This window comes from Arthrobacter sp. P4_H3, from assembly GCF_056400885.1.
Genome location: NZ_JBFUKK010000001.1, coordinates 292620 through 317588, shown reverse-complemented (window position 1 = coordinate 317588; position 24969 = coordinate 292620). Strand labels below are relative to the sequence as shown.

Sequence of the window (24969 nt, the reverse complement as noted above, 5' to 3'; positions counted from 1 at the left end):
TTGAACTGGAAAACCTTAGAGTGCGTTGACCTTCTTGGAGATCGCCGACTTGCGGTTTGCAGCGTTGTTCTTGTGAAGAACGCCCTTGCTGACAGCCTTATCCAGCTTACGGCCTGCAGCAACCAGCGCAGCAGCAGCAGCATCCTTGTCGGTGGACTCAACGGCGGTGTTGACGGCGCGGATGGCCGTCTTCAGCTCGGACTTGACTGCGTTGTTACGCAGGCGAGCCTTCTCGTTGGTGAGGATGCGCTTCTTCTGGGACTTGATATTAGCCACGTGTGAACTCTCTTTTTAAAGCGGAAAATGGTCTAGAGGGCTTTCAGATTGGCCATTGACTGAGCGGCGTGGGGATACCTATGGCGGCCAACCATCAGTGGCCGTCGACCTGCACGGACACACAGCTGTCAATAATAGCAGACACATGGGACTGCTGCTGGTCGTCCGGTTGTTCCCCGTGGTCTTCCGGAGGGGTTTCCGTCAGCTCCAGCCGTGCAGCTGACGGAGTGCCGATGAAACACTGTCAAACCGCTTCCGGTCAAGGACGGCGCCCTCCCTGCGGATGTCAGCCGGGCTGATCTGGAGGATGCGATCAAGTTTCGCTTCGCTGGGCCGGCGCTGCCGGTCCCAGCTGCCGGTGCCGATGTCCACGTAGTTGTCGTCGTTTCGGTGGTCCTGGTCGTGGTCCTTGCTGGTGAGCATGAGTCCCAGCAGGTACCGCCCGCGGCTCCCGATCAGCAGTACCGGCCGGTCCTTGCCCTGGGAGTGGTCCTCCTCATAGGGGACCCAGGTCCAGACCACCTCGCCCGGTTCCGGCTTGCCGTTGGGGGAGGGTGCGTACTTCACGCCCGCGACTCCTTTGAAGTCGCCGGGGTACTTGCCGCTTATTCCGCCGGCAGCTCCGCGCGGCGGGGCGGTGGCCCGCGGCGCGCGGAGCTGCGGCTGGCCGCCCGGGCGGTCTTTGGCCGGGCGCCCTTCCAGGAAGCGAATGGCGGCGCGTACGGCCTTGCCGAGGGAGCGTAGGTTCAGTGCCATGCTGCAACGATACTGCGACTGCCGGGACGGACGCTGAGCGGTGCCGCAGGCCGGGCACGCAAACAATGCACCGACTGGCGGCCGGACGTGGGACACTATAAGTTCACGTGCGGCAGGTCCTGCGATGGCTTCGGCCTTCCTGATCACAGCCGCGAAATGCCAACAGTAAGGACCCTGCGTGTCTCCCATGGCCCGCACCGCCCCGGTGCCCGCCGCAACAGAGCCGGCCATCATCCGGAACTTCTGCATCATTGCGCACATTGACCACGGTAAGTCCACTCTGGCCGACCGCATGCTGCAGTACACCGGCGTCGTTAAGTCCCGCGACATGAAGGCCCAGTATCTGGACCGTATGGATATCGAACGTGAGCGCGGCATCACCATCAAGTCCCAGGCTGTCCGCATGCCCTGGGAAGTTGACGGCACCAGCTACGCCCTGAACATGATCGACACCCCCGGCCACGTCGACTTCACCTACGAGGTCTCCCGTTCGCTGGCTGCCTGCGAAGGCGCGGTTCTGCTTGTTGACGCCGCCCAGGGCATCGAGGCCCAGACCCTCGCCAACCTGTACTTGGCGATGGAGAACAACCTCACCATCATCCCGGTCCTGAACAAGATCGACCTTCCCGCCGCCCAGCCCGAGAAGTACGCGGCCGAGCTCGCCAGCCTGATCGGCGGCGACCCGGACGAGGTGCTGCGGGTCTCCGGCAAGACCGGCGCCGGCGTCGAGGTCCTCTTGGACAAGATCGTGCGCGACCTGCCGGCCCCGGTGGGCGATCCCAATGCCCCCGCCCGTGCCATGATCTTCGACTCCGTGTACGACACCTACCGCGGCGTGGTCACCTACGTCCGCGTTGTTGACGGCATGCTGCACCCGCGTGAGCGGATCCAGATGATGTCCACGCGCGCCACGCACGAACTCCTCGAAATCGGCGTGAGCTCCCCGGAACCCACGCCTTCCAAGGGCCTGGGCGTCGGCGAAGTGGGTTACCTGATCACCGGTGTGAAGGACGTCCGCCAGTCCAAGGTGGGCGACACCGTCACCAACCTGGCCAAGCCTGCCGCGCAGTCGCTGCCAGGCTATGCGGATGCCAAGCCGATGGTCTTCTCCGGCCTCTATCCGCTGGACGGCACCGACTATCCGGTGCTCCGCGATGCGTTGGAGAAGCTGATGCTCAACGACGCCGCCCTGATCTACGAGCCGGAAACCTCGGCCGCCCTGGGCTTCGGCTTCCGGGTGGGCTTCCTGGGGCTGCTGCACCTGGAAATCACCCGTGAACGGCTGGAACGCGAGTACAACCTTGACCTGATCTCCACAGCACCGAACGTGGAGTACGAGGTGACGCTGGAGGACAAGAAGGTCGTCCACGTCACCAACCCCAGCGAATACCCCACCGGCAAGGTCGCCGAAGTCCGGGAGCCGATGGTGTCCGCCACCATCCTGGCGCCGAATGACTTTGTCGGCGCCATCATGGAACTGTGCCAGAGCCGCCGTGGCATTATGGGCGGCATGGACTACCTGTCCGAGGACCGGGTGGAAATCCGGTACCGCCTGCCGCTGGCCGAAATCGTCTTCGACTTCTTCGACATCCTCAAGTCCAAGACCCGCGGCTACGGCTCGCTTGACTGGAAAGCGGACGGCGACCAGGTTGCCGACCTCGTGAAGGTTGACATCATGCTCCAGGGCGAACAGGTGGACGCCTTCAGCGCCATCACCCACCGGGACAAGGCCTACGCCTACGGTGTGATGATGACCGGCAAGCTGCGCGAGCTCATCCCTCGCCAGCAGTTCGAGGTTCCCATCCAGGCTGCCATCGGATCCCGGATCATCGCCCGCGAAAGCATCCGCGCCATCCGCAAGGACGTCCTGGCTAAATGCTACGGCGGCGATATTTCGCGTAAGCGCAAACTTCTGGAAAAGCAGAAGGAAGGCAAGAAGCGCATGAAGATGGTGGGCCGCGTTGAGGTTCCCCAGGAAGCCTTCATCGCCGCGCTGACCACCGACGAGTCCAAGGACAAGGCCAAGAAGTAGTGATGACAGTGGCCGGAACCTCCGGAGGCCGCAGCAATGCCTAGCGTCCTACCCCTCGGTGACCCCGCGCCGTCGGACGGCCTGCTTCCCGCGCAGGCCGCCGACGGCGCTGCCGGGCGGGCATTCGGGCTGTACGTCCACATCCCCTTCTGTGCCGTCCGCTGCGGGTACTGCGACTTCAATACCTACACGGCCACGGAACTCGGCGGCGGTGCGTCCCAGGACGCCTATGCCTCCACGGCTATCGCCGAGGTGGAGTTTGCCGCCAAGGCATTGCAGGCCAGCGGGCTGCCTGACCGACGGCTGGGCACGGTCTTCTTCGGCGGCGGCACGCCCACGCTGCTGCCCGCGGAGGACCTGGCCCGCATCCTCACCGCGGCCGTTGCTGTATGGGGGCTGGAGCCCGGCGCCGAAGTCACCACCGAAGCAAACCCGGATTCCGTCACCCCGGAGTCCCTCCAGCTGCTGGCTGACGCAGGCTTCACGCGTGTGTCCTTCGGGATGCAGTCCGCCGTCCCGCATGTGCTGAAGGTGCTCGACCGCACCCACACGCCCAGCCGCGTGCCGCAGGTGGTGCAGTGGGCACGGGATGCCGGCCTCGCGGTCAGCCTGGACCTCATCTACGGTACCCCGGGCGAGTCCCTGGAGGACTGGCGGTACTCACTCGAAACCGCCCTGTCGTACGGGCCGGACCACATCAGTGCCTACGCGCTGATTGTGGAAGACGGCACCAAGCTGGCCGCCCAGATCCGCCGCGGCGAAGTTCCCGGAATCGACGACGACGACCATGCCGACAAGTACGAACTCGCGGACGACCTCATCAGCGCCGCCGGCCTCGGCTGGTATGAGGTAAGTAACTGGTCCCGCACGCCGGAACAGGCATGCCGGCATAACCTGGCGTACTGGCGCGGGGACGACTGGTGGGGGATCGGCCCCGGCGCGCATTCGCACGTCGGCGGCGTCCGCTGGTGGAACGTCAAACACCCCACCGCCTACGCGGGCAGGCTCGCCAGCGGCGCGTCGCCGGCAGCGGGCCGCGAAACGCTCGACGCCGAAACCCGGAACGTTGAGCGGGTCATGCTCGAAGCCAGGCTGAGCAGCGGACTCGAGGTTGCCGGGCTGGGAACGTCGGGACGGCACGCGGTCGCGGGGCTGATCGCCGATGGCCTGGTGGACCCCGCCCTGGCGTTCAGGGGCCGGCTCGTCCTCACGCTCAAAGGCAGGCTCCTCGCCGACGCCGTGGTCAGAAGGATCCTTCCGGACTGATTCGGCTTCGCCGTCCGGGCAGTGCCCGGACGGCCCGGCCTCAGCCGGTTACTTGATCCAGCGCAGGTTGAATTCGTACCGGTGCGGCTGGCCCCGGTTCACGTGGATGCCGGCCGCGACCGAGAAGCAGGTCACGGCGATCCAGATCAGTGTGGCCAGCACCGCGAAGATGTTTCCCACGACCGGAAGCATCACGAGGATGTTGCAGATGACCGCCGCGACGGTGGGAGGCAGGGTGAAATTCAGTGCTTCCTTGGACTCCTGCGCCGTGAACGGCCCGCGCTCCTTGAAGATCAAGTAGATCAGCAGCGACGGGACACATCCAAGGATGCCGCCGAAGTGGGCGAGCGTCGCCCACTGCCGGTCTTCGTTGGCCGTCAGCGGCAGTGCGTTGGCGGGGACACCATGATACTGGGGCTGGCCATGGCCGGCCTGGTTGTCCCTTTGTTCACGTGCGTCTTCTGCCACGGTGTCGTCCTTCGGATTGCAGTGGTGCGGTGGTTCCCGGAAAAGCGGACGCTGCCACAACAGCAACAACCGCCGTATCAAGAATACGGGGTCAGTGGTGCATTCGGAGAGTCCACCGGCCCCTTACGGCACGGTGAGGAAGTCGATGACCTCTTCCACCCGGCCCAGCAGGGACGGTTCGAGGTCTGCGTAGCTGCGGACGGCCCCCAGCAGCTTCTGCCAGCCCAGGCCGATGTCTTCCTTTGTCTCGTGGGGCCAGCCGAAGGCCGTCAGGATTCCGGTCTTCCAGTCGACGCCGCGCGGTATAACCGGCCACGCGTCAATGCCGAGCACTGCGGGGCGGATCGCCTGCCACACATCCACGTAGGGGTGGCCGACGATCAGCACGTTGCCCGCGGCGCCGGGGGACGCCATGACGGCGTCGGCGATCCGCGACTCCTTTGAGTTGGCCACGAGGTGGTCAACCAGCACCCCCAGCCGCCGGCCGGGGCCCGGCTGGAACGCGGCAACCGCCGCCGTGAGGTCGTCGATGCCGTGCAAAGGCTCGACGACGATGCCCTCCACACGGAGGTCGTCACCCCAGACCTTTTCCACGAGTTCGGCATCGTGCTTGCCTTCCACCCAGATGCGGCTTGCCTTGGCCACCTGCGCGCGCTGGCCGGCCACCCGCACCGACCCGGAGGCCGTCCGGTTGGATCCGGCGGGGGCTGCCTGCGCGCGGGGAGCAGGCGGCATCAGCCGGATAGGCAGGCCCTCCAGGAGGAACCCGTAGCCGAGGCGGAAGGTGCGCGACTTGCCGCGCCGGTCCTCCAGTGCCACAACATGCATGCCGCCCGACTTCTCCACCCTGGTGACAGCGCCCACCCAGCCGGACTGCACGTCTTCAAGCACCATGCCGCGTTCAACCGGAACTTCGGGAAGCTCGGATTTCCGGGGAGCCGTGATGTCCTGCGGGCCCCAGTTCTGGTACGACATCCGATACACACTGCCTTGCACTAGGAGGAGGGAACCAGGGCGGCCGTGGGTTCATTTATCCGCACGTCCGGTTCCGCGCCGGAGTTTCGCCCGGAGCGGTACCAATGCTAACAACGCGGCGACTCATATTAGACTGGTTAGCACTTAGACATGACGAGTGCTAACTGGTGACGGGATATGCGCCTGGCGCAATGCCGGGCCCATGGCACGCGAAAGCCGATCGGAGGTGGAGAATGAGCGAACCACGCAAGCTTGAAGTACTGCGCGCCATCGTGGAGGACTACGTCCATTCCCGCGAACCTGTTGGCTCCAAGGCGCTGGTGGAAAGGCACCATCTGGGTGTCTCCAGTGCCACCATCCGCAACGACATGGCAGCGCTGGAGGACGAGGGCCTGATCACGGCGCCGCATACCAGTGCCGGCCGCATCCCCACGGACAAGGGCTACCGGCTCTTCGTTGACCAGATCTCCGCGGTCAAGCCGCTGTCGCAGGCCGAACGCCGGGCCATCCAGACGCTGCTGGAAGGGTCGGACGACCTGGACGATGTCCTGGAACGCACCGTGCGGCTGCTGTCGCAGCTGACCAACCAGGTGGCGGTGGTGCAGTATCCACACCTTAGCCGTGCCATGGTGCGGCACATCGAGTTCGTGCTGCTGGCACCGCGGCAGGTCCTGATCGTGCTGATTGCGGACACCGGAAAAGTCGAACAGCGCGTCATTGACGTCGGGCAGGACCTCGGCGATGACGAGCTCGGGGGTCTTCGCACACGGTTCCTGAAGAGCCTTTCCGGCACACCGCTGAGCCTTCTCCCGCAGGCGCTGCCCGCCGTCGTCGCCGCGTGTGAACCGTCACGCCGGCATGCCGCCCAGGCGCTGGCGCGAGGCCTGGACGCCCTGGCCAGCAGCACCCGCGAGGAGCGGATGGTCATGGCCGGAACCGCCAACCTCGCACGATCCAATGTTGACTTCCCGCTGAGCATCGGCCCGGTCCTCGAGGCACTCGAAGAACAGGTGGTCATGCTCCGCCTGCTCAGCGAAATGGCGGAGGACCCCCGTGGCGTCACCGTCAGCATCGGCCGCGAGAATCCGTACGACGGACTCGCCGAAGCCTCGGTGGTGGCTACTGGCTACGGCCCCGGCTCCAGTGCCAAGGTTGGCGTCCTTGGCCCCACCCGGATGGACTATCCCACCACCATGGCCGCGGTCCGGGCCGTGGCACGCTACCTTTCCAGGATCCTCGGACCTTGACCGGTCCTTCATCAGCCAACCAGGCCTCCGTGTCCCGGCTTGCGGGGTGCGGCAGCAGCATCACAGGCAGTACAACCAGGAAGAGATACGAACTTTGAGCAGCCACTACGACGTTCTTGGAGTCTCACCCGAAGCGACGGGCGAAGAGATCAAGAAAGCCTACCGAAAGCTTGCGCGAACCCTGCACCCGGACGTTAACCCCGGCGAGGATGCCTCGGACCGCTTCAAGGCTGTCACGCACGCCTATGAAGTGCTGTCCGACCCGCAGAAACGCCGTGTCTACGACACCACCGGCAACGAGAACGGCACGGACAACGGCTTCGGCGGTGCCGGCTACTCGGGCCAGGGCTTCGCCTTCCAGGACATCTTCGACACGTTCTTCGGAGCGGGCGGCTCAGCCGGGCCCGCTTCGCGCGTCCGCCGCGGCCAGGACGCCCTCATCAGCGTCCGCATCGACCTTCGCGACGCCGTCTTCGGCGTCAACAAGAAGCTTGAGGTGGACACAGCCGTAACGTGCCCCACCTGCGAGGGTTCCTGCTGCCAGCCCGGAAGCCACCCCGAGCGCTGCGACATCTGCGGCGGCAGCGGCCAGGTACAGCGGGCCGTCCGCTCCATCCTGGGCCAGGTCATGACAGCCGCCCCCTGCGGTTCCTGCGAAGGCTTCGGAACCGTCATCAAGGATCCCTGCAACGAGTGCAACGGCCAGGGCCGCATCCGGAGCCGCCGTTCCTTGACGGTCAAGGTCCCTGCCGGCGTAGCCACCGGAACCCGCATCCAGCTGGGCGGCCAGGGCGAAGCCGGGCCTGCCGGCGGCCCCTCCGGCGACCTGTACGTGGAGATCCGGGTCAACAACGACGCCACCTACGTGCGTGACGGCGACGACCTTCACGCCACCCTGCACATCCCGATGACCGCCGCAGCCCTGGGCACCGAACTCAGCCTGGACACGTTCGACGGGCAGCAGGAAATCGACGTCAAGGCGGGCACCCAGTCCGGTGAGGTCATCACCCTGCGCGGGCTCGGCGTCACCCATCTCCGGGGCTACGGCCGCGGCGACCTGAAGGTCCATCTGCAGGTCGAGACCCCGGCCAAGCTTGATGCCGCACAGGAAGACCTCCTCCGGCAGCTGGCCAAACTCCGGGGCGAGCAGTACACCGAGGGGAAACTCACCGCCAGCGGCGGTGTGTTCGCCAAGCTGCGGGACCGGTTCGGTAACCTGTAGCGGTGAGCAACCCGGTCTTTTTCGCAACCCCAGGAGCACTGGACCAGCAGGTTCCCGGGTCGCAGTACGTCCTGCAGGGAGCCGAAGCCCGGCATGCCGTCACCGTCAAGCGGATTTCCGTAGGGGAATCCGTTGACATAGCCGACGGAGCCGGCAAGAGGCTGACCGGGACCGTCGCCGCCGTGGGCCAGGGCGAGCTGACCGTGGAGTGCGCGGCGCTCGAAACCGAAGAGCGCCCGGACCTGCGCCTTGTCCTGGTTCAGGCGCTGGCCAAGGGCGACCGCGACGAACTTGCCGCGGAGACTGCCACCGAACTGGGAATCGATGCGGTCATCCCGTGGCAATCGGAACGCTCCATCGTCCGGTGGAAAGGTGAGCGGGCCGCCAAAGCGCATGCCAAGTGGCAGTCCGTGGTGACCGCAGCGGCCAAACAGGCGCGCCGGGCCTGGATTCCCGAGGTTCGTGCCGCCGTCGACGGTGCAGGTTTGCAGGCCGCCGTCGCTGCGGCGGACCTGGCCATCATCCTCCATGAGGATGCAGTCCGGCCGTTGCGCGCCGTTCTGGAGTCCTGGCGCGACGGTGACAGCGACGGCGGGACCGGTGGTCCGGGGCCGCGTGAAATCCTGCTCATTGTCGGGCCGGAAGGCGGAATCAGTCCGCGGGAGGTCACCAAGCTGTGCAGTGCCGGTGCGGTGACGGCGCTTCTGGGCCACCACGTACTCAGGTCTTCCACGGCGGGACCGGCCGCCACGGTTCTCGCCAGCGATATCCTGGGACGCTGGTAGCAGCGTCCGCTGATTCAGGGGTGTTGCGGTGAAAGGCTCAGCTGCTACTCAACCGTGAAGCCGCGCGTGTCCACGTTCATTTCGCGGTCGGGCGTCCCGGGATCGATCTGGGAAACGCGGACTTCGTAGTTTCCCGGAGCGAGGTTGACGTTCAGGGAGAAGAGCCCGGACTGCGTCGCCTCGGCCGACGCCGTGACGTCACCGCTCAGATAGGCCGCCTTGTCGGTGCTGCCTTCGACCTTCAGGATCTTCCACCGGAGCTTGGCCCCGGGGAGCGTGCTGCGTCCGCTGATTTTGACGCTGCCGTCAGCAACGCGCACACCTTCCTGTGGATCAATGATCCAGACCGGCGCCACCATGCCCGCGCCGCGTGGAGTAGGCGTACCCAGCCGGACGTGGTTGAACGCGAGGTAATCAGTGTGCCCGTCGACGAGGATCACCACCTGGATTTGCTGGCCGGAGTCCACCAGCCCCGAGCTCGCACCGGCAGCCGTCGCTGTGTACACCAGTTGCTGGATGGCCCGCTTTGCCATGTCTTCGTCGAGATTGCTGTTGAAGGCATCCGGCGAGACATCCACCGTGATCACGTTTTTGCCGGAGATGGAGGTGGCAAGCTTCTTCGGGTTCTGCCACGGGGTGAAGAAATCCGGATCCAGCGGCTTCTGGGACATCATCGAACGCAGCGCCCGCGTGACAGGGTTTTCCTGCTCGGGGACGTCCCGGAATTCACGGTAGAGGAAGACGTTTTCGTTGCTGCGGCCGATCCAGTACACAGGAGCCTTGTTCGAAGCCTGCGTGGTCTCCAGCGGGGCACTCGTGCTGGGAACGCCGGCGGTGGCGGACCCGGTCATGGCCTGGGGCGTGCTGGCCGCCGTTGTTTCGGGCGGTTGAGGAGTGGCCACACAGCCGGAGAGCACCAGGGCGGCGGGCAGCACAAAAAGGAGCGCTGCGGAACGTGCCCGACTGCCTCCCGCTGTGTTCCGGCGTCGTGGATTCCAGATCTCCATGGTGCTTCCGGGTTCCTCCGCCCTGTCCGTGTGAACGTGCCTGTGTCGCACTCTGCAATGGATTCCAGCATTACATGGAGTCTTCGGCCCCCAGCGGCGTTTACGGACGGTCGGCCGAACTGCAACGGGAACGATATGAGGCCGATACGAAGTTGATACCTAATTACGGGAACCTGCAACGAAACGGTTGCGGCCCGGACACTGGACGGCAATGGTCCGAGGTTCCCGCGCGGCGTACTGGCGTAAGATGGAAGGACTCGGCCCGGCACGGAGCCCGACGCTGACGCAGCGAAGGCGAACTGATCAGGCAGAGCGACAAATTTCCTAACTGGAGGGGACCAGAGGCCCGCAGGCCGGCACCATGACTGAAGCAACAAACGGAAGGCCCCGGTTCAGCTCCGGTGAGCGCACCACAGGTGAATTTCCCCATAGTCTTCCCGGTGTCCGGACGGAGGTGGTCATCTTTGACAACTCCGAACAGATGGTTCAGTCCCTGGGCAGCCACGACGAGGCCCTCCGTTTCATTGAGGAACAGTTCCCGGCAGTCGATTTCCATGTCCGCGGCAACGAACTGGCCATCAGCGGCCCGGCTGCGGACGTTCCCCGGATCATGCGCCTCCTCCACGAAGTGCGGGGGCTCGTTGACCGGGGAACGGTCATCACGCCGGCAGTCCTCCAACAGCTCGCGGTCCTGCTCCGGAGCCAGTCGCTCCAAAACCCGGTTGAGGTGCTGACCTACAACATCCTGTCCAGCCGCGGCAAGACCATCAGGCCGAAGACGCTGAACCAGAAGAACTACGTGGACGCGATCGACGCCAACACAGTGATCTTTGGAATCGGCCCCGCCGGCACCGGCAAGACCTTCCTTGCCATGGCAAAGGCTGTCCAGGCCTTGCAACAGAAGGAAGTCAGCCGTATTATCCTCACCCGGCCCGCCGTCGAGGCCGGCGAACGGCTGGGCTTCCTGCCGGGGACCCTCAGCGACAAGATCGACCCCTACCTGCGGCCGCTTTACGACGCCCTCCACGACATGATGGATCCCGAGTCCATTCCCCGGCTGATGGCGGCGGGAACCATCGAAGTGGCCCCGCTGGCGTACATGCGCGGGCGCACCCTCAACGATGCCTTCATCATCCTCGATGAAGCCCAGAACACGACGCCGGAACAGATGAAGATGTTCCTGACGAGGCTCGGCTTCGGCTCCAAAATGGTGGTCACCGGGGACGTCACGCAGGTGGACCTGCCCTTCGGCACCCGTTCGGGGCTCCGGATCGTGGAGGAAATCCTGCAGGGCATCGACGACGTGAACTTCAGCGTCCTGGATGCCTCGGACGTGGTCCGCCACCGCCTTGTCGGCGACATTGTCAATGCCTACGGCATTTGGGACGAGGCACAGAGGAACCGGGTGAAGCATTCCGTGACCCGGGAGAAGCGGGGAGAGCACGCATGAGCATCGAAGTAAACAACGAATCCGGCGTCCAGGTTGATGAAGCCCAGCTGGTTGCCTTGGCCCGGTTCGTTTTCGAACGCCTGTACATCCATCCCCAGGCCGAGCTGTCCATCCTGCTGGTGGACGAGCCCGCCATGGAAAAGCTTCACATTGAACTGATGGACGAACCCGGAGCCACGGACGTTCTGTCGGTTCCTATGGACGAACTGACCCCGGGTACACCGGACAAGCCGACTCCCCAGGGCATGCTTGGCGACATTGCCGTCTGCCCGCAGGTGGCTGAGGTCCAGGCTAAGAACGCCGGACATTCCACCCAGGACGAGATGCTGCTGCTCACCACGCACGGAATTCTGCATCTGCTGGGCTATGACCACGCCGATCCTGAGGAAAAAGAAGAGATGTTCGGCCTCCAGCGGGAACTGCTTGAGGGCTTTACCGGTAAAGAAGCCCCGTCTGAGACGATTCAGTGACCCCACTGATCCTTGTTGGCATGGCGCTGGTTTTCCTCAGTTTCGCAGCCCTGCTGACCGCGGCTGAGTCCGCTTTTAACTTTTTGCCCCGGCACGACGCCGAAGAAGCCATGCTCCGAGGCAACGGCCAAGCCCTGAAACGTATTCTGGACCAGCCCGTGGCCCACATGCGCTCCCTGAGGTTCTGGCGGATCTGGTTCGAAATGGCGTCGGCGGTGGCAGTCGCCGTGCTGCTGCACAGCCTCTTGGACAGTGTGTGGCTCGCCGGGCTTGCCGCCACCGGCATCATGGCCGTCGTGGGCTTCGTGATCGTAGGGGTTTCGCCGCGGCAGCTGGGCCGCGCCCATGCAGCCGGCGTCGCCGGGTTCACCGCACCGGTCATCCGCTTCCTGTGCTGGGTGCTGGGCCCCATTCCGGGGTGGCTTGTCGCCCTGGGTAGTGTGGTGGCTCCGGGCGCCGGCGGCGGTGATGAGGCCTCCTTTAGTGAAGAGGAGTTCCGCGAACTGGTGGACCGCGCCACGGAATCGGACATGATCGAAGACAACGAGGCGGAGCTGATCCAGTCGGTGTTCGACTTCGGCGACACCCTGGTCCGGGCCGTGATGGTGCCCCGGACGGACATCCTCAGCATTGACGCCGGTTCGAGCCTGCACCGCGCCATGTCCCTTTTCCTGCGGTCGGGATACTCCCGGATCCCCGTCATCGGCGACAACACGGACCAGATCCTGGGCATCGTGTACCTCAAGGATGTTGCTGCGGCCCTGCACAGCCTCGGCCCGGGTGAGGAACCGCCCCTTGTGGACGAACTTGCCCGCGAAGTCCGGTACGTGCCGGAGTCCAAGCAGGTCAGTGACCTGCTCCGCGAACTGCAGAAGGAATCCACGCACGTGGCCATCGTGATCGACGAATACGGCGGAACGGCAGGTCTGGTCACGCTCGAGGACCTCATCGAGGAAATCGTCGGCGAGATCGTGGATGAATACGACACGGAGAGCGCCGAGGCCGTTGCCCTTGGTGACGGCAGCTACCGCGTCAGTGCACGGATGAGCATCGATGACCTCGGTGAGCTTTTTGATATGGAACTCGACGACGACGAAGTGGACACCGTTGGCGGCCTGCTGGCCAAAGCCCTCGGCAGGGTTCCCATCGTAGGGAGCACCGTTGAGGTTCACGGCGTCTCGCTGCGCGCGGAGCGCCTGGAGGGCCGCCGCAACAGGGTCAGCCATATCATCGCAGCGCCCGTTGCAAAGGGCGCCGTTCCAGAAGAAACTGACCTTGAAGACCTACTCGACGAGGCCGAAACAACGCAACAGGGAGTTCCACGTGAGCAAGCAGAATAAAGCGGACGGCGGCGAGGCCTTTGGCGGCTTCCGTGCCGGATTTTCGATCCTCGTGGGCAGGCCCAACGCCGGAAAGTCCACACTGACGAACGCCCTCGTGGGCAAGAAAGTGGCCATCACGTCGGCGAAGCCGCAGACCACGCGCCACACCATCAGGGGGATCGTCCACCGGGATGACGCCCAGCTGATCCTGGTCGACACCCCGGGCCTGCACCGGCCCAGGACGCTGCTCGGCAAACGCCTCAACGATCTTGTTGCCGACACACTGTCCGAAGTGGACGCCATCGGCTTCTGCCTGCCTGCCAACGAAAAGATCGGCCCCGGTGACCGCTTTATTGCTGCCCAGTTGGCCGCCGTCGGCAACAAGCCCATCATCGCCATCGTCACCAAGGCCGACCTGGTGGACCGGCAGGCACTGACCGAGCAACTGCTTGCGGTAGCCGCCCTTGGCCGCGAAGTCCTCGGCGAGGACGGATGGAAGGACATCGTTCCGGTATCCGCAACGGACGGATTCCAGGTGGGCACCGTGGCGGACGTCCTCATCAGCCACATGCCGCCGTCGCAGCCCCTGTACCCGGACGGGCACCTGACGGATGAGCCCGAAGCCGTCATGGTGGCCGAGCTCATCCGCGAGGCTGCCCTGGAGGGTGTCCGGGACGAGCTTCCGCACTCCCTGGCCGTTGTGGTGGAGGAGATCGTGCCCCGGGAGGGCCGGCCCGAGGACAGCCCGTTCCTTGACGTCAGGGTCAACCTCTACGTGGAGCGCCCCTCTCAGAAAGCCATCATCATCGGTAAGGGCGGCGCCCGGCTGCGGGAAGTCGGCACCACCGCCCGCAAAGGGATCGAAGCGCTGCTGGGAACGAGGATCTACCTCGACCTGCACGTCAAGGTAGCCAAGGACTGGCAGCGGGATCCGAAGCAGCTGGTAAAGCTCGGTTTCTAGCACCGCCGGCAATTCCCGACAGCCCGCCGGTCCGCCGCCGGCGGGCTGCTTTGCAGGCTGCCGGTCCGGGGCATCGGGCATTCTCCCAGTCTCGGCCACTAAAATGGACCGAACCCCATTTTTTAGAGGAAGGTAACACCACGTGGTGCGACGCCGAGACACACCCGGACAAGGCGCTGGTTCGCCAGTGTCCGACGCCGCCGCCCGGCACTCGGATAACAAGGCCATGGGCCCCGCCCGGCACTTGGGCGCCATGCGCGGCAAGCCTGTCTGGCTCAAGGTGGCAACGGCCGTCCTTGCCCTCGCCCTGGTGGGCGGCCTGGCGTTTGCCGCCTTCTGGGTGGTCCGTTTTCAGATGAACATCACCAAGGCGCCGCTGGGGGCCGGAAGCAACCGGACCGAGGAGCCGGTCAACGATTCCACCGACCGGATGCAGATCCTGATCCTGGGCTCGGACACCCGCGACGGCAAGAACTCGGAGTACGGCACCTCTGAGGATTCCACGGGCTATGGCCAGTCGGACGTCATGATGATGATGGACATCTCAGCGGACAACAAGCGGGTCAATGTGATCAGCTTCCCGCGGGACCTGCTGGTGGACATTCCGGAGTGCACCGACCAGAAGACCAAACAGGTGTTCCCCGCCCAGAGCGGTGTGATGATCAACGAAGCCATGAAGCAGGCCGGCATCGGCTGCGCCGTGGATACGGTGAACAAAATTACGGGACTGGAAATCGACCACTTCATGATGGCGGATTTCAACGCGGTCAAGGAGCTCTCCAACGCGGTGGGCGGCGTGGAAGTTTGCATCAGCGACGCGGTTTACGACCCCGACTCCAGGCTCCGCCTCCCCGCCGGGAATTCGCAGGTGCAGGGGGAGCAGGCGCTGGCGTTCCTGCGGACCAGGCATGCCTTCGCGGACGGCGGCGACCTGGGCCGCATCAAGGCGCAGCAGGGCTTCCTGTCGTCGCTGACCCGGAAGATCAAGGATGACGGCACGTTGTCCGATCCCCAGAAGATGCTGAAGATCGCCGACGTCGTGACGCAGAACCTCACCGTTGACGATGGATTGGCATCCGTTCCGTCGCTGCTGACCATCGGCAACCGGCTCAAGAACATCGACATCAGCAAGGTCGCGTTTGCGGCCGTGCCGACCACCCCGGCGCCCGCCGACCCCAACAGGCTGGCCGTCGCCGAGCCGGCCGCATCCCAGCTCTTCGCCGCGCTGCGCAAGGACATTGACCTGACCGACCCGACGGCAACCCCGACGCCCACGGCCGAACCGAGCGAGTCAGCCCCCGCGACACCGACGGAGACCGCGGCGCCCCCCTACGACAAGGCGCTGCAGCCGGTGACCGTTGCAAACGGAACGGGCGTTCCGGCACGGGCCCAGGAAATCACCCAGGCGATCATTGCCGGCGGCTTCACCCAGGTGGCTGAACTTGTGGCGCAGCCTATCGAAAAGACGGCCGTCTACTACGGACCGGGCTTTGAGGACGTGGCGGCGGACGTCGCGGCGTTGATGGATATTCCGGCCACGCAGGTCCTTCCCGCGGCCGGCGTCAGCGGTGTGCAGGTCTACCTGGGTACGGACTTCATGTCCGGCACCAAGATGGGCGTGGCCCTCCCGACCGATATCGTGAACCAGACGGCCGGGGACGCTGTGTGCCAGCAGGCCAACCCCGAGCTGATCACCCGCTAGCGCCGGTAAAAACTGAAGGCCTGCGGGGCCGGCCACTTTTCGTGGCCGCCCCGCAGGCCTTTTTCGCAGCCGGCCTCTACCAGATGCTGACGCGCTCTTCCGCCGGCAGCCACATCCCGTCCTGCTCCGCAACGTCGAATGCCTCATGGAAGGCATCCAGGTTGCTGGCGATGGCATTGGTGCGGAACTCGTTGGGGGAGTGCGGGTCCGTGGCCAGCCTGCGGATGGCTTCTTCGTTCCGGATCACCTGCCGCCAGCCGGCAGCCCAGGATGCGAAGAACCGCTGCTGGCCGGTCAGGCCGTCCAGCACCGGGGGTTCCGCGCCGTCGAGGCTGATCAGATACGCCTTGTACGCGATGGTGAGCCCGCCGAGATCCCCAATGTTTTCGCCGAGCGTGAGCTTGCCGTTGACATGGTGGCCCGGCGCCGCGGTGGGCGACAATGCGTTGAACTGGGCTACCAGCTTGGATGTCAGCGCCTCGAAGGCTTTCCGGTCGTCCTCGGTCCACCAGTTTCGGAGGGTACCCCCGCCGTCGAACTGCGAGCCCTGGTCATCGAAGCCGTGGCCGATCTCGTGCCCGATGACCGCGCCGATGCCGCCGTAATTGACGGCGTCGTCGGCGTCCGCCGTGAAGAACGGCGCCTGGAGGATTGCCGCCGGGAACACGATCTCGTTGAGCAGCGGGTGGTAATACGCGTTGACCGTCTGCGGCGTCATCAGCCACTTGTTCCGGTCAACCGGCTTGCCGACCTCGTCGAGGTGACGGTCGACGTCGGCGTTGTGGGCCCGCTCGACGTTCCCCAGGAGGTCCGAGGGGTCGATCTCCACTGCGGAGTAGTCGATCCACTCATCGGGGTAGCCGATTTTGGCGCGGAATGCGTCGAGTTTCTTCAGTGCCTCCAGCTTGGTGTCCTCGCCCATCCAGGCGAGCCCGGTAATGCTCTGCCGGTACGCCTCGATGAGGTTGGCCACCAGCGTCTGCATGTGCGCCTTGTGGGTTTCGGGAAAGTGCCGGGAGACGTAGATCTGGCCGACGGCCTCGCCCAGGGAAGCTTCGACGACGGCGACTCCCCGCTTCCAGCGGTCCTTGTTGCGCGGCGTTCCGCTGATGGTGGTGCCGTAAAAGGCGAAGTTCGCGTCCACGAATGCGGAGGAGAGGTAAGGCGCCGCGGAGCTGACAACCCGCATGGCCAGCCAGTCCTGCCACGCTGCCAGCGGTTCGGATTCGAGCAGGCCGGCCGCTCCGGCGAAGAAATCAGGGGTGCTGACCACTACCTCTTCGCGTTTCTCCGGAGTGATTCCGGCGGCCTCGAACCAGGCGTCCATCAGGGGGAAAAGCTCCACGGCCTCTGCCGCGGACTTCAGGTTGTACGTTTTCTGCGGATCCCGCAGTGTGACGTTGTCCCAGTGGTGGGCGGCCAGGGCCGTTTCCAGCCCGACCACGCGCTCCGCGGCGCCGTCGGGATCGGCAGTCCCCGCGAGGCTGAGCATGGTCCGCACATGTTCGCCGTAGGCCTTGACCATGGGGGCGAACTTCTCTTCGCGGTAGTACGACTCGTCCGGCAGGCCGAGGCCGCCCTGCCCGGTGTACAGCAGGATCCTGTCCGGGTTGCCGGCATCGGGGGCCGGGTAGATGTAGAAAAGCCCGGACACGTCAGAGCGGAACAGCCTTCCGGCGAGTTCGATGACATCCCGGGCGGAGGCGGTGGCGAAGACTGCCGCAAGCCGTTCCCGGATGGGATCCATGCCCTTCGCTTCCACGGTGGCTTCGTCCATGAAGCTGTTGTAAAGGTCGCCGACCTTCCGCTCGATGCCGCTGGCGTCATCGCCGCGTCCTGCGGCTTCTTCGATGATTTCCCTGACCGCCAGCTCGGAGCCGTCCCGCAAGGCCGTGAATGTGCCTTCCAGGGGGCGGTCGTCCGGGATGGTCGTGCTCTTCAGCCACGCGCCGTTGATGTGCTGGTACAGGTCATCCTGCGGCCGCACGCTGTGGTCGATATTGGACAGGTCGATCCCCGAGTTTGGCACAAGTGCTCCTTCAGGTGAGGGCTGCCTCCGGCGCTGGCACCGGTGGCAGCGTCTGCATAGTGGACGTTGCGGGAGGTGTTGCTCCTTCATCTTACGCACCCGTGTTACTGTGAAATGGTGCGCGCAGAACTGCTTCTTCTTAGCTGCCGCGGCGAGGCCTCAGACGCGATCTAGCGCAAGGCCCATCCTCGTCGCGGAGTTAGTGTTGCCCGGCCACCTTTCAAACAGGAACCACAGAAAAGGCCCCGATTGTAATGCGAAACGCACAGAAGCCCTCAGGAATGCCGGTCCACCGCTACGTCCCGTTCCAGGACCAGATCAACGTTGAACTGCCGGACCGGACCTGGCCGGACAAAGTCATCACCAAGGCCCCGCGCTGGTGTGCCGTTGACCTCAGGGACGGCAACCAGGCCCTGATCGACCCCATGAGCCCGGCCCGCAAGATGAAGATGTTCGGCCTGCTGGTCCGCATGGGCTACAAGGAGATCGAGGTCGGTTTCCCGTCCGCCTCGCAGACTGACTTCGACTTCGTCCGCCAGCTGATTGAGGGCAACCACATTCCGGACGACGTCACCATCCAGGTGCTGACGCAGGCCCGCGAGCACCTGATCGAGCGGACCTACGAGTCCCTGGTCGGCGCCAAGCAGGCCATCGTCCACCTGTACAACTCGACATCGGTCCTGCAGCGCCGCGTCGTCTTCAACCAGGACGAGGACGGCATCCTGGACATCGCGCTCCAGGGCGCCCGCCTGTGCAAGAAGTACGAGGAAACCCTGGCGGACACGCACGTCACGTACGAGTACTCACCGGAATCCTTCACCGGAACGGAACTCGAATACGCGGTCCGCGTCTGCAACGCTGTGGCTGACGTCTTCGAAGCGTCCGCCGACAGCCAGGTCATCATCAACCTGCCGGCCACGGTCGAAATGGCCACCCCCAATGTCTACGCCGACTCCATCGAGTGGATGAGCCGCCACCTGCACCCGCGCGAAGGCATCATCCTCTCTCTGCACCCGCACAACGACCGCGGTACCGGTGTTGCTGCCGCCGAGCTGGGCTACCTCGCCGGCGCAGACCGGATTGAAGGCTGCCTGTTCGGCAACGGCGAGCGGACCGGCAACGTGGACCTGGTCACCCTGGGCCTGAACATGTTCGTCCAGGGCGTCGATCCCATGATCGACTTCTCCGATATCGACGACGTCCGCCGCACCGTGGAGTACTGCAACCAGCTGCCGGTGGCGGAGCGTTCGCCGTACGGCGGCGACCTCGTCTTCACGGCGTTCTCGGGTTCGCACCAGGATGCCATCAAGAAGGGCTTCGAAGCCCTCGAGAAAGATGCCGCGGCCGCCGGCAAGGATGTGGCCGACTACACCTGGCAGGTTCCGTACCTGCCGGTGGACCCCAAGGACCTGGGCCGCAGCTACGAAGCCGTCATCCGGGTCAACTCGCAGTCCGGCAAGGGCGGCGTGGCGTACCTGTTGAAGAACGAGCACAGCCTGGACCTGCCGCGCCGCGCGCAGATCGAGTTCTCCGGCGTGATCCAGAAGCAGACGGATACCGTGGGCGGCGAGGTCAGCGGTGCCCAGCTCTGGCAGCTCTTCCAGGATGAGTACCTGCCCGCCAGCAAGGAAGACAGCCAGTGGGGCCGCTATTCGCTGGGCTCGTTCAGCACGGAAACGGACGACGACGGCGCCATGACCTTGCACGCGACGGTCACCGTGGACGGCGTCCAAGTCCGCCGAACCGGCTCCGGCAATGGCCCGATCGCGGCGCTGCTGGCAATCCTGGGCCAGGACGGGGTGGATGTCCGGGTCCTGGACTACAGCGAGCACGCGCTCTCGGAAGGCGGCAATGCCCGTGCCGCGGCGTACGTTGAGTGCGCAGTCGGCGAGCGGGTCCTGTGGGGCGTCGGCATTGACTCCAACACCACCACGTCCTCGCTGAAGGCCGTCATTTCGGCCGTCAACCGCGCGGTCCGGGACGCCCAGGCGTAAACCCATCACCCGTTCCGCCGACCTGCTGCGCTCCCGGATCAATCCGGGGGCGCAGCAGCCGCGTTATCCGGAAGGTCAGTGCGAAGATTAACTGTGGCCCAACAATCCTCATTTTCTGCGCGCGCGTACCGGGATGATGCCGTCGTGCTGCGCACCCATAAGCTGGGCGAAGCCGACCGGATCATCACACTCCTCACCAAGCACCACGGACAGGTCCGCGCCGTGGCCAAGGGCGTGCGCCGCACCAGCAGCCGCTTCGGCGCCCGGCTGGAACCCTTTATGGTGGCGGACCTTCAGCTGATTTCGGGCCGGACACTGGACATCGTCACCCAGGCCGTAGCCAAGGGCGCCTACGGGGGCAGCATCGCGGCGGACTACGGCCGCTACACGGTTGCGGCCGCCATGACCGAGACAGCGGAGAAGCTGACGGACGTGGACGGCGAGTCCGGCACCGCGCAGTACAACCTCCTGGTCGGGGCTCTGGCCTCGCTGAGCAGGGGCGAGCACACCCCGGAGCTCATCCTCGATTCATATCTGCTCCGTGCCCTGGCCACCGGGGGATGGGCGCCAAGCTTCACGTCGTGCGCCCGCTGCGGCGCGTCGGGACCGCACACGGCGTTTTCGGCGCCACTGGGCGGCATGGTGTGCGCCAACTGCCGTCCGCCGGGATCGCCCGCACCCGCAGCCGAAACAGTTTTCCTTCTCGGGGCACTGCTGACAGGGGACTGGACGACGGCGGACGCCTCCGTGGCGGTCCACCGGCGGGAAGCTGCCGGTTTGGTGGCCAGCTACCTGCAATGGCATCTTGAACGTGTGCTGAAATCCCTCAAACATGTGGAGCGTAGCTGACAGTGGCCCTTGGAAAGAAGAAAACTCCCGTCCGGCAGCGGACCACGCCGGTGACCGCACCGTACCGGCACAGTTCCGGGGCGGTGCCGCCAGCCATTCCCGACGAGTTCGTTCCCCAGCATGTGGCGATCGTCATGGACGGAAACGGCCGCTGGGCCAACCAGCGGGGGCTGCCGCGGATCGAGGGCCACAAGGCCGGCGAGCCGGCGCTCCTGGACGTTGTTGCCGGCGCCATTGAACTGGGCATCAAATACGTCACCGTGTACGCCTTCTCCACGGAGAACTGGCGGCGGTCCCCGGAGGAAGTCCGCTTCCTGATGGGTTTTAACAAGGATGTGCTACGACGCCAGCGGAACCAGTTGGACGACTGGGGCGTGCGTATCCGCTGGTCGGGGCGCCGGCCCAGGCTGTGGGGCTCGGTGATCCGGGAACTGGAAGAGGCCGAGGATTACACCCGGGGCAACAGCACGTGCACGTTGACCATGTGTGTTAATTACGGCGGCCGCGCCGAAATCGCGGATGCGGTCACGGCGATTGCCGAAGACGTGGCGGCCGGCCGGCTCAAACCGGGTGCCATCACGGAGCGGACCATTCAGAAGTACCTGGACGAACCCGACCTTCCCGACGTCGACCTCTTCCTCCGAAGCTCCGGCGAGCAGCGGCTCTCCAACTTCATGCTGTGGCAGTCCGCCTATGCGGAGTTCGTCTTTATGGACACGCTCTGGCCCGACGTCGACCGCCGGACCCTGTGGGACGCCGTCGAAGTCTATGCCCGGCGTGACCGCCGGTACGGCGGTGCCGTGGATGCCGCGGCACCGGCGGGCGGTCAGCCCGGATAGGAATGCAGCCAGGCGACCAGGTCGCGGTAGGCTTCCTGCCGCACCTCGCGGCGTGAGAGGAAGATGTCGTGGATGGCCCCCGGGTAGCGGAAGACGGCCGTGCGCCGGCCAAGGCCCAGGGCGCGGCGGGCGGTCTGCTCGACGTCAATCACGGCGTCCACCCTCATCAGCTCCTCGGACCACTCGGCCTGGATCCTGGTGCGGTCCGAGAGCATCACCAGGACCGGCGCTACGATGTCCAGCCGCCGTTCGACGGCCGAGTGTCCGGCAAGAACTGCCCGGGTCCAGCCGGCACGGATGGGGAACGACGCCGTCGGGCGCCACTGCGGATCAAGGAACCATTCCCCGTGCGCCTGGTCGCTGACACTCTGCCAGTAGCCCGGCATTTCCGGGAAACGGAAAGGCCTCTTGGGATCCGTGCGCGCGAACGGCTCCACGAGGTGCATGGCGATGTTCCGGATCAGGCTGCTGCCCTGGAGCTCGAGCCAGGGGGAATTCAGGATGAGTGTCCCCAGGGCGCCGGGATGGCGGTCGGCCCAGAGCGCGCCGATCAGCCCGCCCAGTGAATGCGCCAGCATGTGGACGGCAGGGTCCGCCGCCAATCCGGTTCGCAGCGCCACGTCCGCCTTAATCGCTGCCATGGCGGCCGCAATGTCTTCGTCATAGACGCCCAGGTCGGTGGTGTAGCCGGGTGTCTGCCAGCTCCGCAGGCTGCGGCCAAACTTCCGCAGGTCGAGGGCATAGAAATGGAGGCCGTGTGCGCCGACGTGCTTCGCAAGTTCTGCCTGCAGGAAGTAGTCCGCCCAGCCATGCAGGTAAAGGACGGCGACGGGGCGTGCGGATCCGTTGTGTGTCCGCGCTTCCGATCCCGGCCATTCCAGGTCGTGGAACATGTTCTTGCGCAGGGCGGCGAGGAAGGCCGGCGGACCAGGCGGGGCGGCGGGGGCGTACCGCACCAGCGTGGCACACACCGCGCCTTCGTCATCGTCGGACAACGGAAGCTCCACGCGGTCGAACCCGTCACCGAGCTGGTCAGGCCTCCACACCGGCGGGTTCGGCACGGCCGCGTTCATTCCGTGCCGCCATCATCCGGGATGTAGCCCCGGATCCAGCGGCTCAGCCGGGCGTAGGCATCGGCCCGGACGTGGGCCGGAGACAGGAAGACGTCGTGGAGTGCGCCGTCGATCCGTTCCAGCGTGACCGACCGGCCCAGGGCCATGGCCCGGATGGCGATGGTGTTCACATCCAGCACGGCGTCCGTCCTGCGCATCGCCTCGGTCCAGAACATTCCGGTTTCGCTCGCCCCGGACAGGAGCACCAGGATGGGGACGTCGATCCGGAGCCCGCGGGCCACCCTGGAATGCCCGGCCAGCACGGCCCTAAGCCAACCGGCCCGCACGGGAAAAGCCATGGGCGGCCGGTACTTGGTGTCCAGCGTCCACTCACCCTCAGCCTCGCTGCTGATGCTCCGCCAATAGAATCCGCGCTCCGGCAGCCGCAGCACCGCTTCCGGCCGGTAATGCGCCAGCGGGCCGACCATTGACCGGGCTGCCCGCCGGACCAGGGAGCTGCCGTGCATTTCGAGCCACGGGCTGTTTAGGACCAGCTGGGCGGCAACCCCCGGATGGCGGCTGACCCACAGGGCGGCGACAAGCCCGCCGGTCGAGTGGCCCATCAGGGTCAGCGACGGCCTGCCGGCTTCCTCCGGCCAGAGGGAGCCGATGAGTCCGATCGCCTTGCTGATCTCGGCGTCATAGTCATCGAGATCCGCCACGAAGCCGCCGTGGGTATCAGGTTGCAGGCTCCGCCCGTGATTGTGCATGTCCAGCGCAAAAAACTCAAAGCCCTTGTTGGTCCAGAACTCGGCCAGCTCCACATTGAAGAAGTAGTCGCTCCAACCGTGCAGGAACAGGATGGACCGGCGGGGGAGCAGCCGGGGAAACGTGGGGCCCTGCCGGTCCGTTCCGCCCTTTGGCACGTGCCGCACCAAGGTTGCCGTGCGCTCCACGCCGTCGGCGCCGGTCGCCTGGTAGGTCAAGGCTTCGAAATCATCCCCCAGGATATCTGTGTGCCACTTCATCTGCCCAGCCTAGACAACGCGCGCGGCAGCAGCGAGCAACCACAGCGCCTGCAGGATGCGTCACACCGCGGCCGGACCTGCGCGCCGGTTTGGTCTGCGCAGCCGGAACCGGAAAACTGGAGTCATGCGCGTATATCCCACCTTCTTCCGCTTGGCCTTTTCATGGATGGACGCCGAACGCGCCCACAAGATCGGCTTTCGTGCCATCAGGCTGGCCCACACCTCAGGGGCGGGCAAGGTTCTGGCGAAGTTCACGGCCCCCGCGCCGTCGCTGCAGACCTCCGCTTTCGGCCTGACGTTCCCCTCGCCGTTCGGCCTCGCCGCCGGCTTTGACAAGGAGGGTCACGGCATCGAAGCGCTAACCGAGCTCGGCTTCGGCCATGTGGAGGTCGGTACCATCACGGGGCAGGCCCAGCCCGGCAATGAAAAGCCCCGGCTGTTCCGCCTCGTCGAGGACAAAGCGGTCATCAACCGGATGGGGTTCAACAACGACGGCGCCACCTCCGTCGCCCCCCGGCTCAAGTCCGCGAGGGCTGCTTTGCAGCGCCGGTACCCTGCCGTCCGCCCGGTGATTGGCGTCAACATTGGCAAGAGCAAGGTGGTGGAGCTCGAAGACGCCGTCGGCGATTACCTCATCAGTGCCCGGAACCTTGCGCCCGCAGCCGACTATCTGGTGGTCAACGTCAGTTCTCCCAACACGCCGGGGCTCCGCCTGCTTCAGAACGTGGAAACCCTCCGGCCCCTTCTCAAGGCAGTGGGGGAGGAAGCGGACAAGGCTGCCGGAAGGCACGTCCCACTGCTGGTGAAGATCGCTCCGGACCTGACGGACGAGGACATCGACGACGTCGCGCGGCTGGCCCTGGACCTGAAGCTGGACGGAATCATCGCCACGAACACAACGATCGGCCGCGAGGGGCTCACCGCCGACCCGGCAAAAATCCAGGACTGCGGAGCCGGCGGCCTGTCCGGAGCCCCCCTGAAGGAACGGTCCCTGCAAGTCCTGCGCCGCCTCAGGGAAGCAACCGGCGGTTCCCTTACGTTGGTGTCCGTGGGCGGGGTGGAGACGGCCAAGGATGTCCAGGAGAGGCTCGATGCCGGGGCCACGCTGGTGCAGGGCTACACGGCGTTCCTCTACGAAGGACCCTTCTGGGCAGCGCGCATCAACCGGCAGCTGGCCAAGCACCCCGTCCGTCGCTAAGCCGAACTTCGGCGGTCGGCACCTGACGACAGAAAAGCCCC

At 65.5% G+C, this 24969-nt stretch carries 22 protein-coding genes; 14 read left to right on the top strand and 8 right to left on the bottom strand.

Going from position 1 to position 24969, the window contains the following annotated elements; translation table 11 throughout:
* Window positions 1-15: 15 nt before the first annotated feature.
* Together rpsT and AC1DRE_RS01495 are read right to left on the bottom strand one after the other, a co-directional pair.
* Complete coding sequence (rpsT, locus tag AC1DRE_RS01500) at window positions 16-276, bottom strand: 30S ribosomal protein S20 (RefSeq protein WP_090581023.1); 261 nt, start codon at window positions 274-276, stop codon at window positions 16-18.
* Between the two features lie 201 nt (window positions 277-477).
* Window positions 478-1032: a type II toxin-antitoxin system PemK/MazF family toxin gene (locus AC1DRE_RS01495; protein WP_476983024.1), complete on the bottom strand. Its 555-nt coding sequence runs from the start codon at window positions 1030-1032 to the stop codon at window positions 478-480.
* Between the two features lie 178 nt (window positions 1033-1210).
* Between AC1DRE_RS01495 and lepA the strand changes: the two genes are divergently transcribed.
* Together lepA and hemW are read left to right on the top strand one after the other, a co-directional pair.
* On the top strand, window positions 1211-3064 hold the full coding sequence (gene lepA / locus AC1DRE_RS01490) for a translation elongation factor 4 (RefSeq protein WP_214951407.1): 1854 nt from the start codon (window positions 1211-1213) through the stop codon (window positions 3062-3064).
* A gap of 36 nt (window positions 3065-3100) precedes the next feature.
* Window positions 3101-4330 carry a radical SAM family heme chaperone HemW gene (gene hemW / locus AC1DRE_RS01485; protein WP_476983023.1) on the top strand — a complete coding sequence of 410 codons (1230 nt, stop codon included), beginning with the start codon at window positions 3101-3103 and terminating at the stop codon, window positions 4328-4330.
* A 48-nt stretch (window positions 4331-4378) separates the two neighbouring features.
* Here hemW and AC1DRE_RS01480 read toward each other — a convergent pair whose 3' ends face one another.
* Window positions 4379-4798, bottom strand: coding sequence for a DUF4870 domain-containing protein (locus AC1DRE_RS01480; RefSeq protein WP_476983022.1), 420 nt, complete (start codon window positions 4796-4798; stop codon window positions 4379-4381).
* A 123-nt stretch (window positions 4799-4921) separates the two neighbouring features.
* Complete coding sequence (locus AC1DRE_RS01475) at window positions 4922-5773, bottom strand: DUF3097 domain-containing protein (RefSeq protein ID WP_476983021.1); 852 nt, start codon at window positions 5771-5773, stop codon at window positions 4922-4924.
* 233 nt (window positions 5774-6006) lie between these two features.
* On the opposite strand from AC1DRE_RS01475, the gene hrcA reads away from it, so the two are divergent.
* The 3 genes from hrcA to AC1DRE_RS01460 all read left to right on the top strand — a co-directional run bounded on the left by hrcA (window position 6007) and on the right by AC1DRE_RS01460 (window position 9027).
* Window positions 6007-7020, top strand: coding sequence for a heat-inducible transcriptional repressor HrcA (gene hrcA / locus AC1DRE_RS01470; protein WP_476983020.1), 1014 nt, complete (start codon window positions 6007-6009; stop codon window positions 7018-7020).
* Between the two features lie 94 nt (window positions 7021-7114).
* Complete coding sequence (gene dnaJ, locus AC1DRE_RS01465; protein WP_476983019.1) at window positions 7115-8242, top strand: molecular chaperone DnaJ; 1128 nt, start codon at window positions 7115-7117, stop codon at window positions 8240-8242.
* Between the two features lie 2 nt (window positions 8243-8244).
* Complete coding sequence (locus AC1DRE_RS01460) at window positions 8245-9027, top strand: 16S rRNA (uracil(1498)-N(3))-methyltransferase (protein WP_476983018.1); 783 nt, start codon at window positions 8245-8247, stop codon at window positions 9025-9027.
* A 44-nt stretch (window positions 9028-9071) separates the two neighbouring features.
* Here the strand turns inward: AC1DRE_RS01460 and AC1DRE_RS01455 are convergent, their stop codons facing one another.
* Window positions 9072-10034: a GerMN domain-containing protein gene (locus tag AC1DRE_RS01455; protein ID WP_476983017.1), complete on the bottom strand. Its 963-nt coding sequence runs from the start codon at window positions 10032-10034 to the stop codon at window positions 9072-9074.
* A 361-nt stretch (window positions 10035-10395) separates the two neighbouring features.
* On the opposite strand from AC1DRE_RS01455, the gene AC1DRE_RS01450 reads away from it, so the two are divergent.
* The 5 genes from AC1DRE_RS01450 (at window position 10396) to AC1DRE_RS01430 (ending at window position 15939) form a co-directional block, all read left to right on the top strand.
* Complete coding sequence (locus AC1DRE_RS01450; RefSeq protein WP_476983016.1) at window positions 10396-11484, top strand: PhoH family protein; 1089 nt, start codon at window positions 10396-10398, stop codon at window positions 11482-11484.
* Window positions 11481-11954: an rRNA maturation RNase YbeY gene (ybeY, locus tag AC1DRE_RS01445; RefSeq protein ID WP_214951393.1), complete on the top strand. Its 474-nt coding sequence runs from the start codon at window positions 11481-11483 to the stop codon at window positions 11952-11954. The genes AC1DRE_RS01450 and ybeY overlap by 4 nt, the downstream gene beginning before the upstream one ends.
* Entirely contained in the window at window positions 11951-13294 is a 1344-nt protein-coding gene (locus tag AC1DRE_RS01440; protein ID WP_476983015.1) for a hemolysin family protein, read from the top strand. The genes ybeY and AC1DRE_RS01440 overlap by 4 nt, the downstream gene beginning before the upstream one ends.
* Window positions 13278-14237, top strand: a complete 960-nt coding sequence (era, locus tag AC1DRE_RS01435; RefSeq protein ID WP_214951388.1) for a GTPase Era — start codon at window positions 13278-13280, stop codon at window positions 14235-14237. The genes AC1DRE_RS01440 and era overlap by 17 nt, the downstream gene beginning before the upstream one ends.
* A gap of 142 nt (window positions 14238-14379) precedes the next feature.
* Window positions 14380-15939, top strand: coding sequence for an LCP family protein (locus tag AC1DRE_RS01430; protein ID WP_476983014.1), 1560 nt, complete (start codon window positions 14380-14382; stop codon window positions 15937-15939).
* Window positions 15940-16015: 76 nt separating this feature from the next.
* On the opposite strand, the gene AC1DRE_RS01425 is transcribed toward AC1DRE_RS01430, so the two are convergent.
* A complete protein-coding gene (locus tag AC1DRE_RS01425) occupies window positions 16016-17968 on the bottom strand; it encodes a M13 family metallopeptidase (RefSeq protein ID WP_476983013.1) in 1953 nt (650 codons plus the stop codon).
* A 254-nt stretch (window positions 17969-18222) separates the two neighbouring features.
* Between AC1DRE_RS01425 and leuA the strand changes: the two genes are divergently transcribed.
* The 3 genes from leuA (at window position 18223) to AC1DRE_RS01410 (ending at window position 21650) form a co-directional block, all read left to right on the top strand.
* Window positions 18223-19962, top strand: a complete 1740-nt coding sequence (gene leuA, locus AC1DRE_RS01420; RefSeq protein WP_476983012.1) for a 2-isopropylmalate synthase — start codon at window positions 18223-18225, stop codon at window positions 19960-19962.
* A gap of 78 nt (window positions 19963-20040) precedes the next feature.
* Window positions 20041-20811: a DNA repair protein RecO gene (gene recO, locus AC1DRE_RS01415; RefSeq protein ID WP_476983011.1), complete on the top strand. Its 771-nt coding sequence runs from the start codon at window positions 20041-20043 to the stop codon at window positions 20809-20811.
* A 2-nt stretch (window positions 20812-20813) separates the two neighbouring features.
* On the top strand, window positions 20814-21650 hold the full coding sequence (locus AC1DRE_RS01410) for an isoprenyl transferase (protein WP_476983010.1): 837 nt from the start codon (window positions 20814-20816) through the stop codon (window positions 21648-21650).
* Here AC1DRE_RS01410 and AC1DRE_RS01405 read toward each other — a convergent pair.
* Window positions 21638-22723 carry an alpha/beta hydrolase gene (locus AC1DRE_RS01405; protein ID WP_476983009.1) on the bottom strand — a complete coding sequence of 362 codons (1086 nt, stop codon included), beginning with the start codon at window positions 22721-22723 and terminating at the stop codon, window positions 21638-21640. The genes AC1DRE_RS01410 and AC1DRE_RS01405 overlap by 13 nt on opposite strands.
* Window positions 22720-23730: an alpha/beta hydrolase gene (locus AC1DRE_RS01400; RefSeq protein ID WP_476983008.1), complete on the bottom strand. Its 1011-nt coding sequence runs from the start codon at window positions 23728-23730 to the stop codon at window positions 22720-22722. Before AC1DRE_RS01400 ends, AC1DRE_RS01405 begins: the two co-directional genes overlap by 4 nt.
* Before the next feature lie 124 nt (window positions 23731-23854).
* On the opposite strand from AC1DRE_RS01400, the gene AC1DRE_RS01395 reads away from it, so the two are divergent.
* Entirely contained in the window at window positions 23855-24928 is a 1074-nt protein-coding gene (locus tag AC1DRE_RS01395) for a quinone-dependent dihydroorotate dehydrogenase (protein WP_476983007.1), read from the top strand.
* Window positions 24929-24969 lie beyond the last annotated feature (41 nt).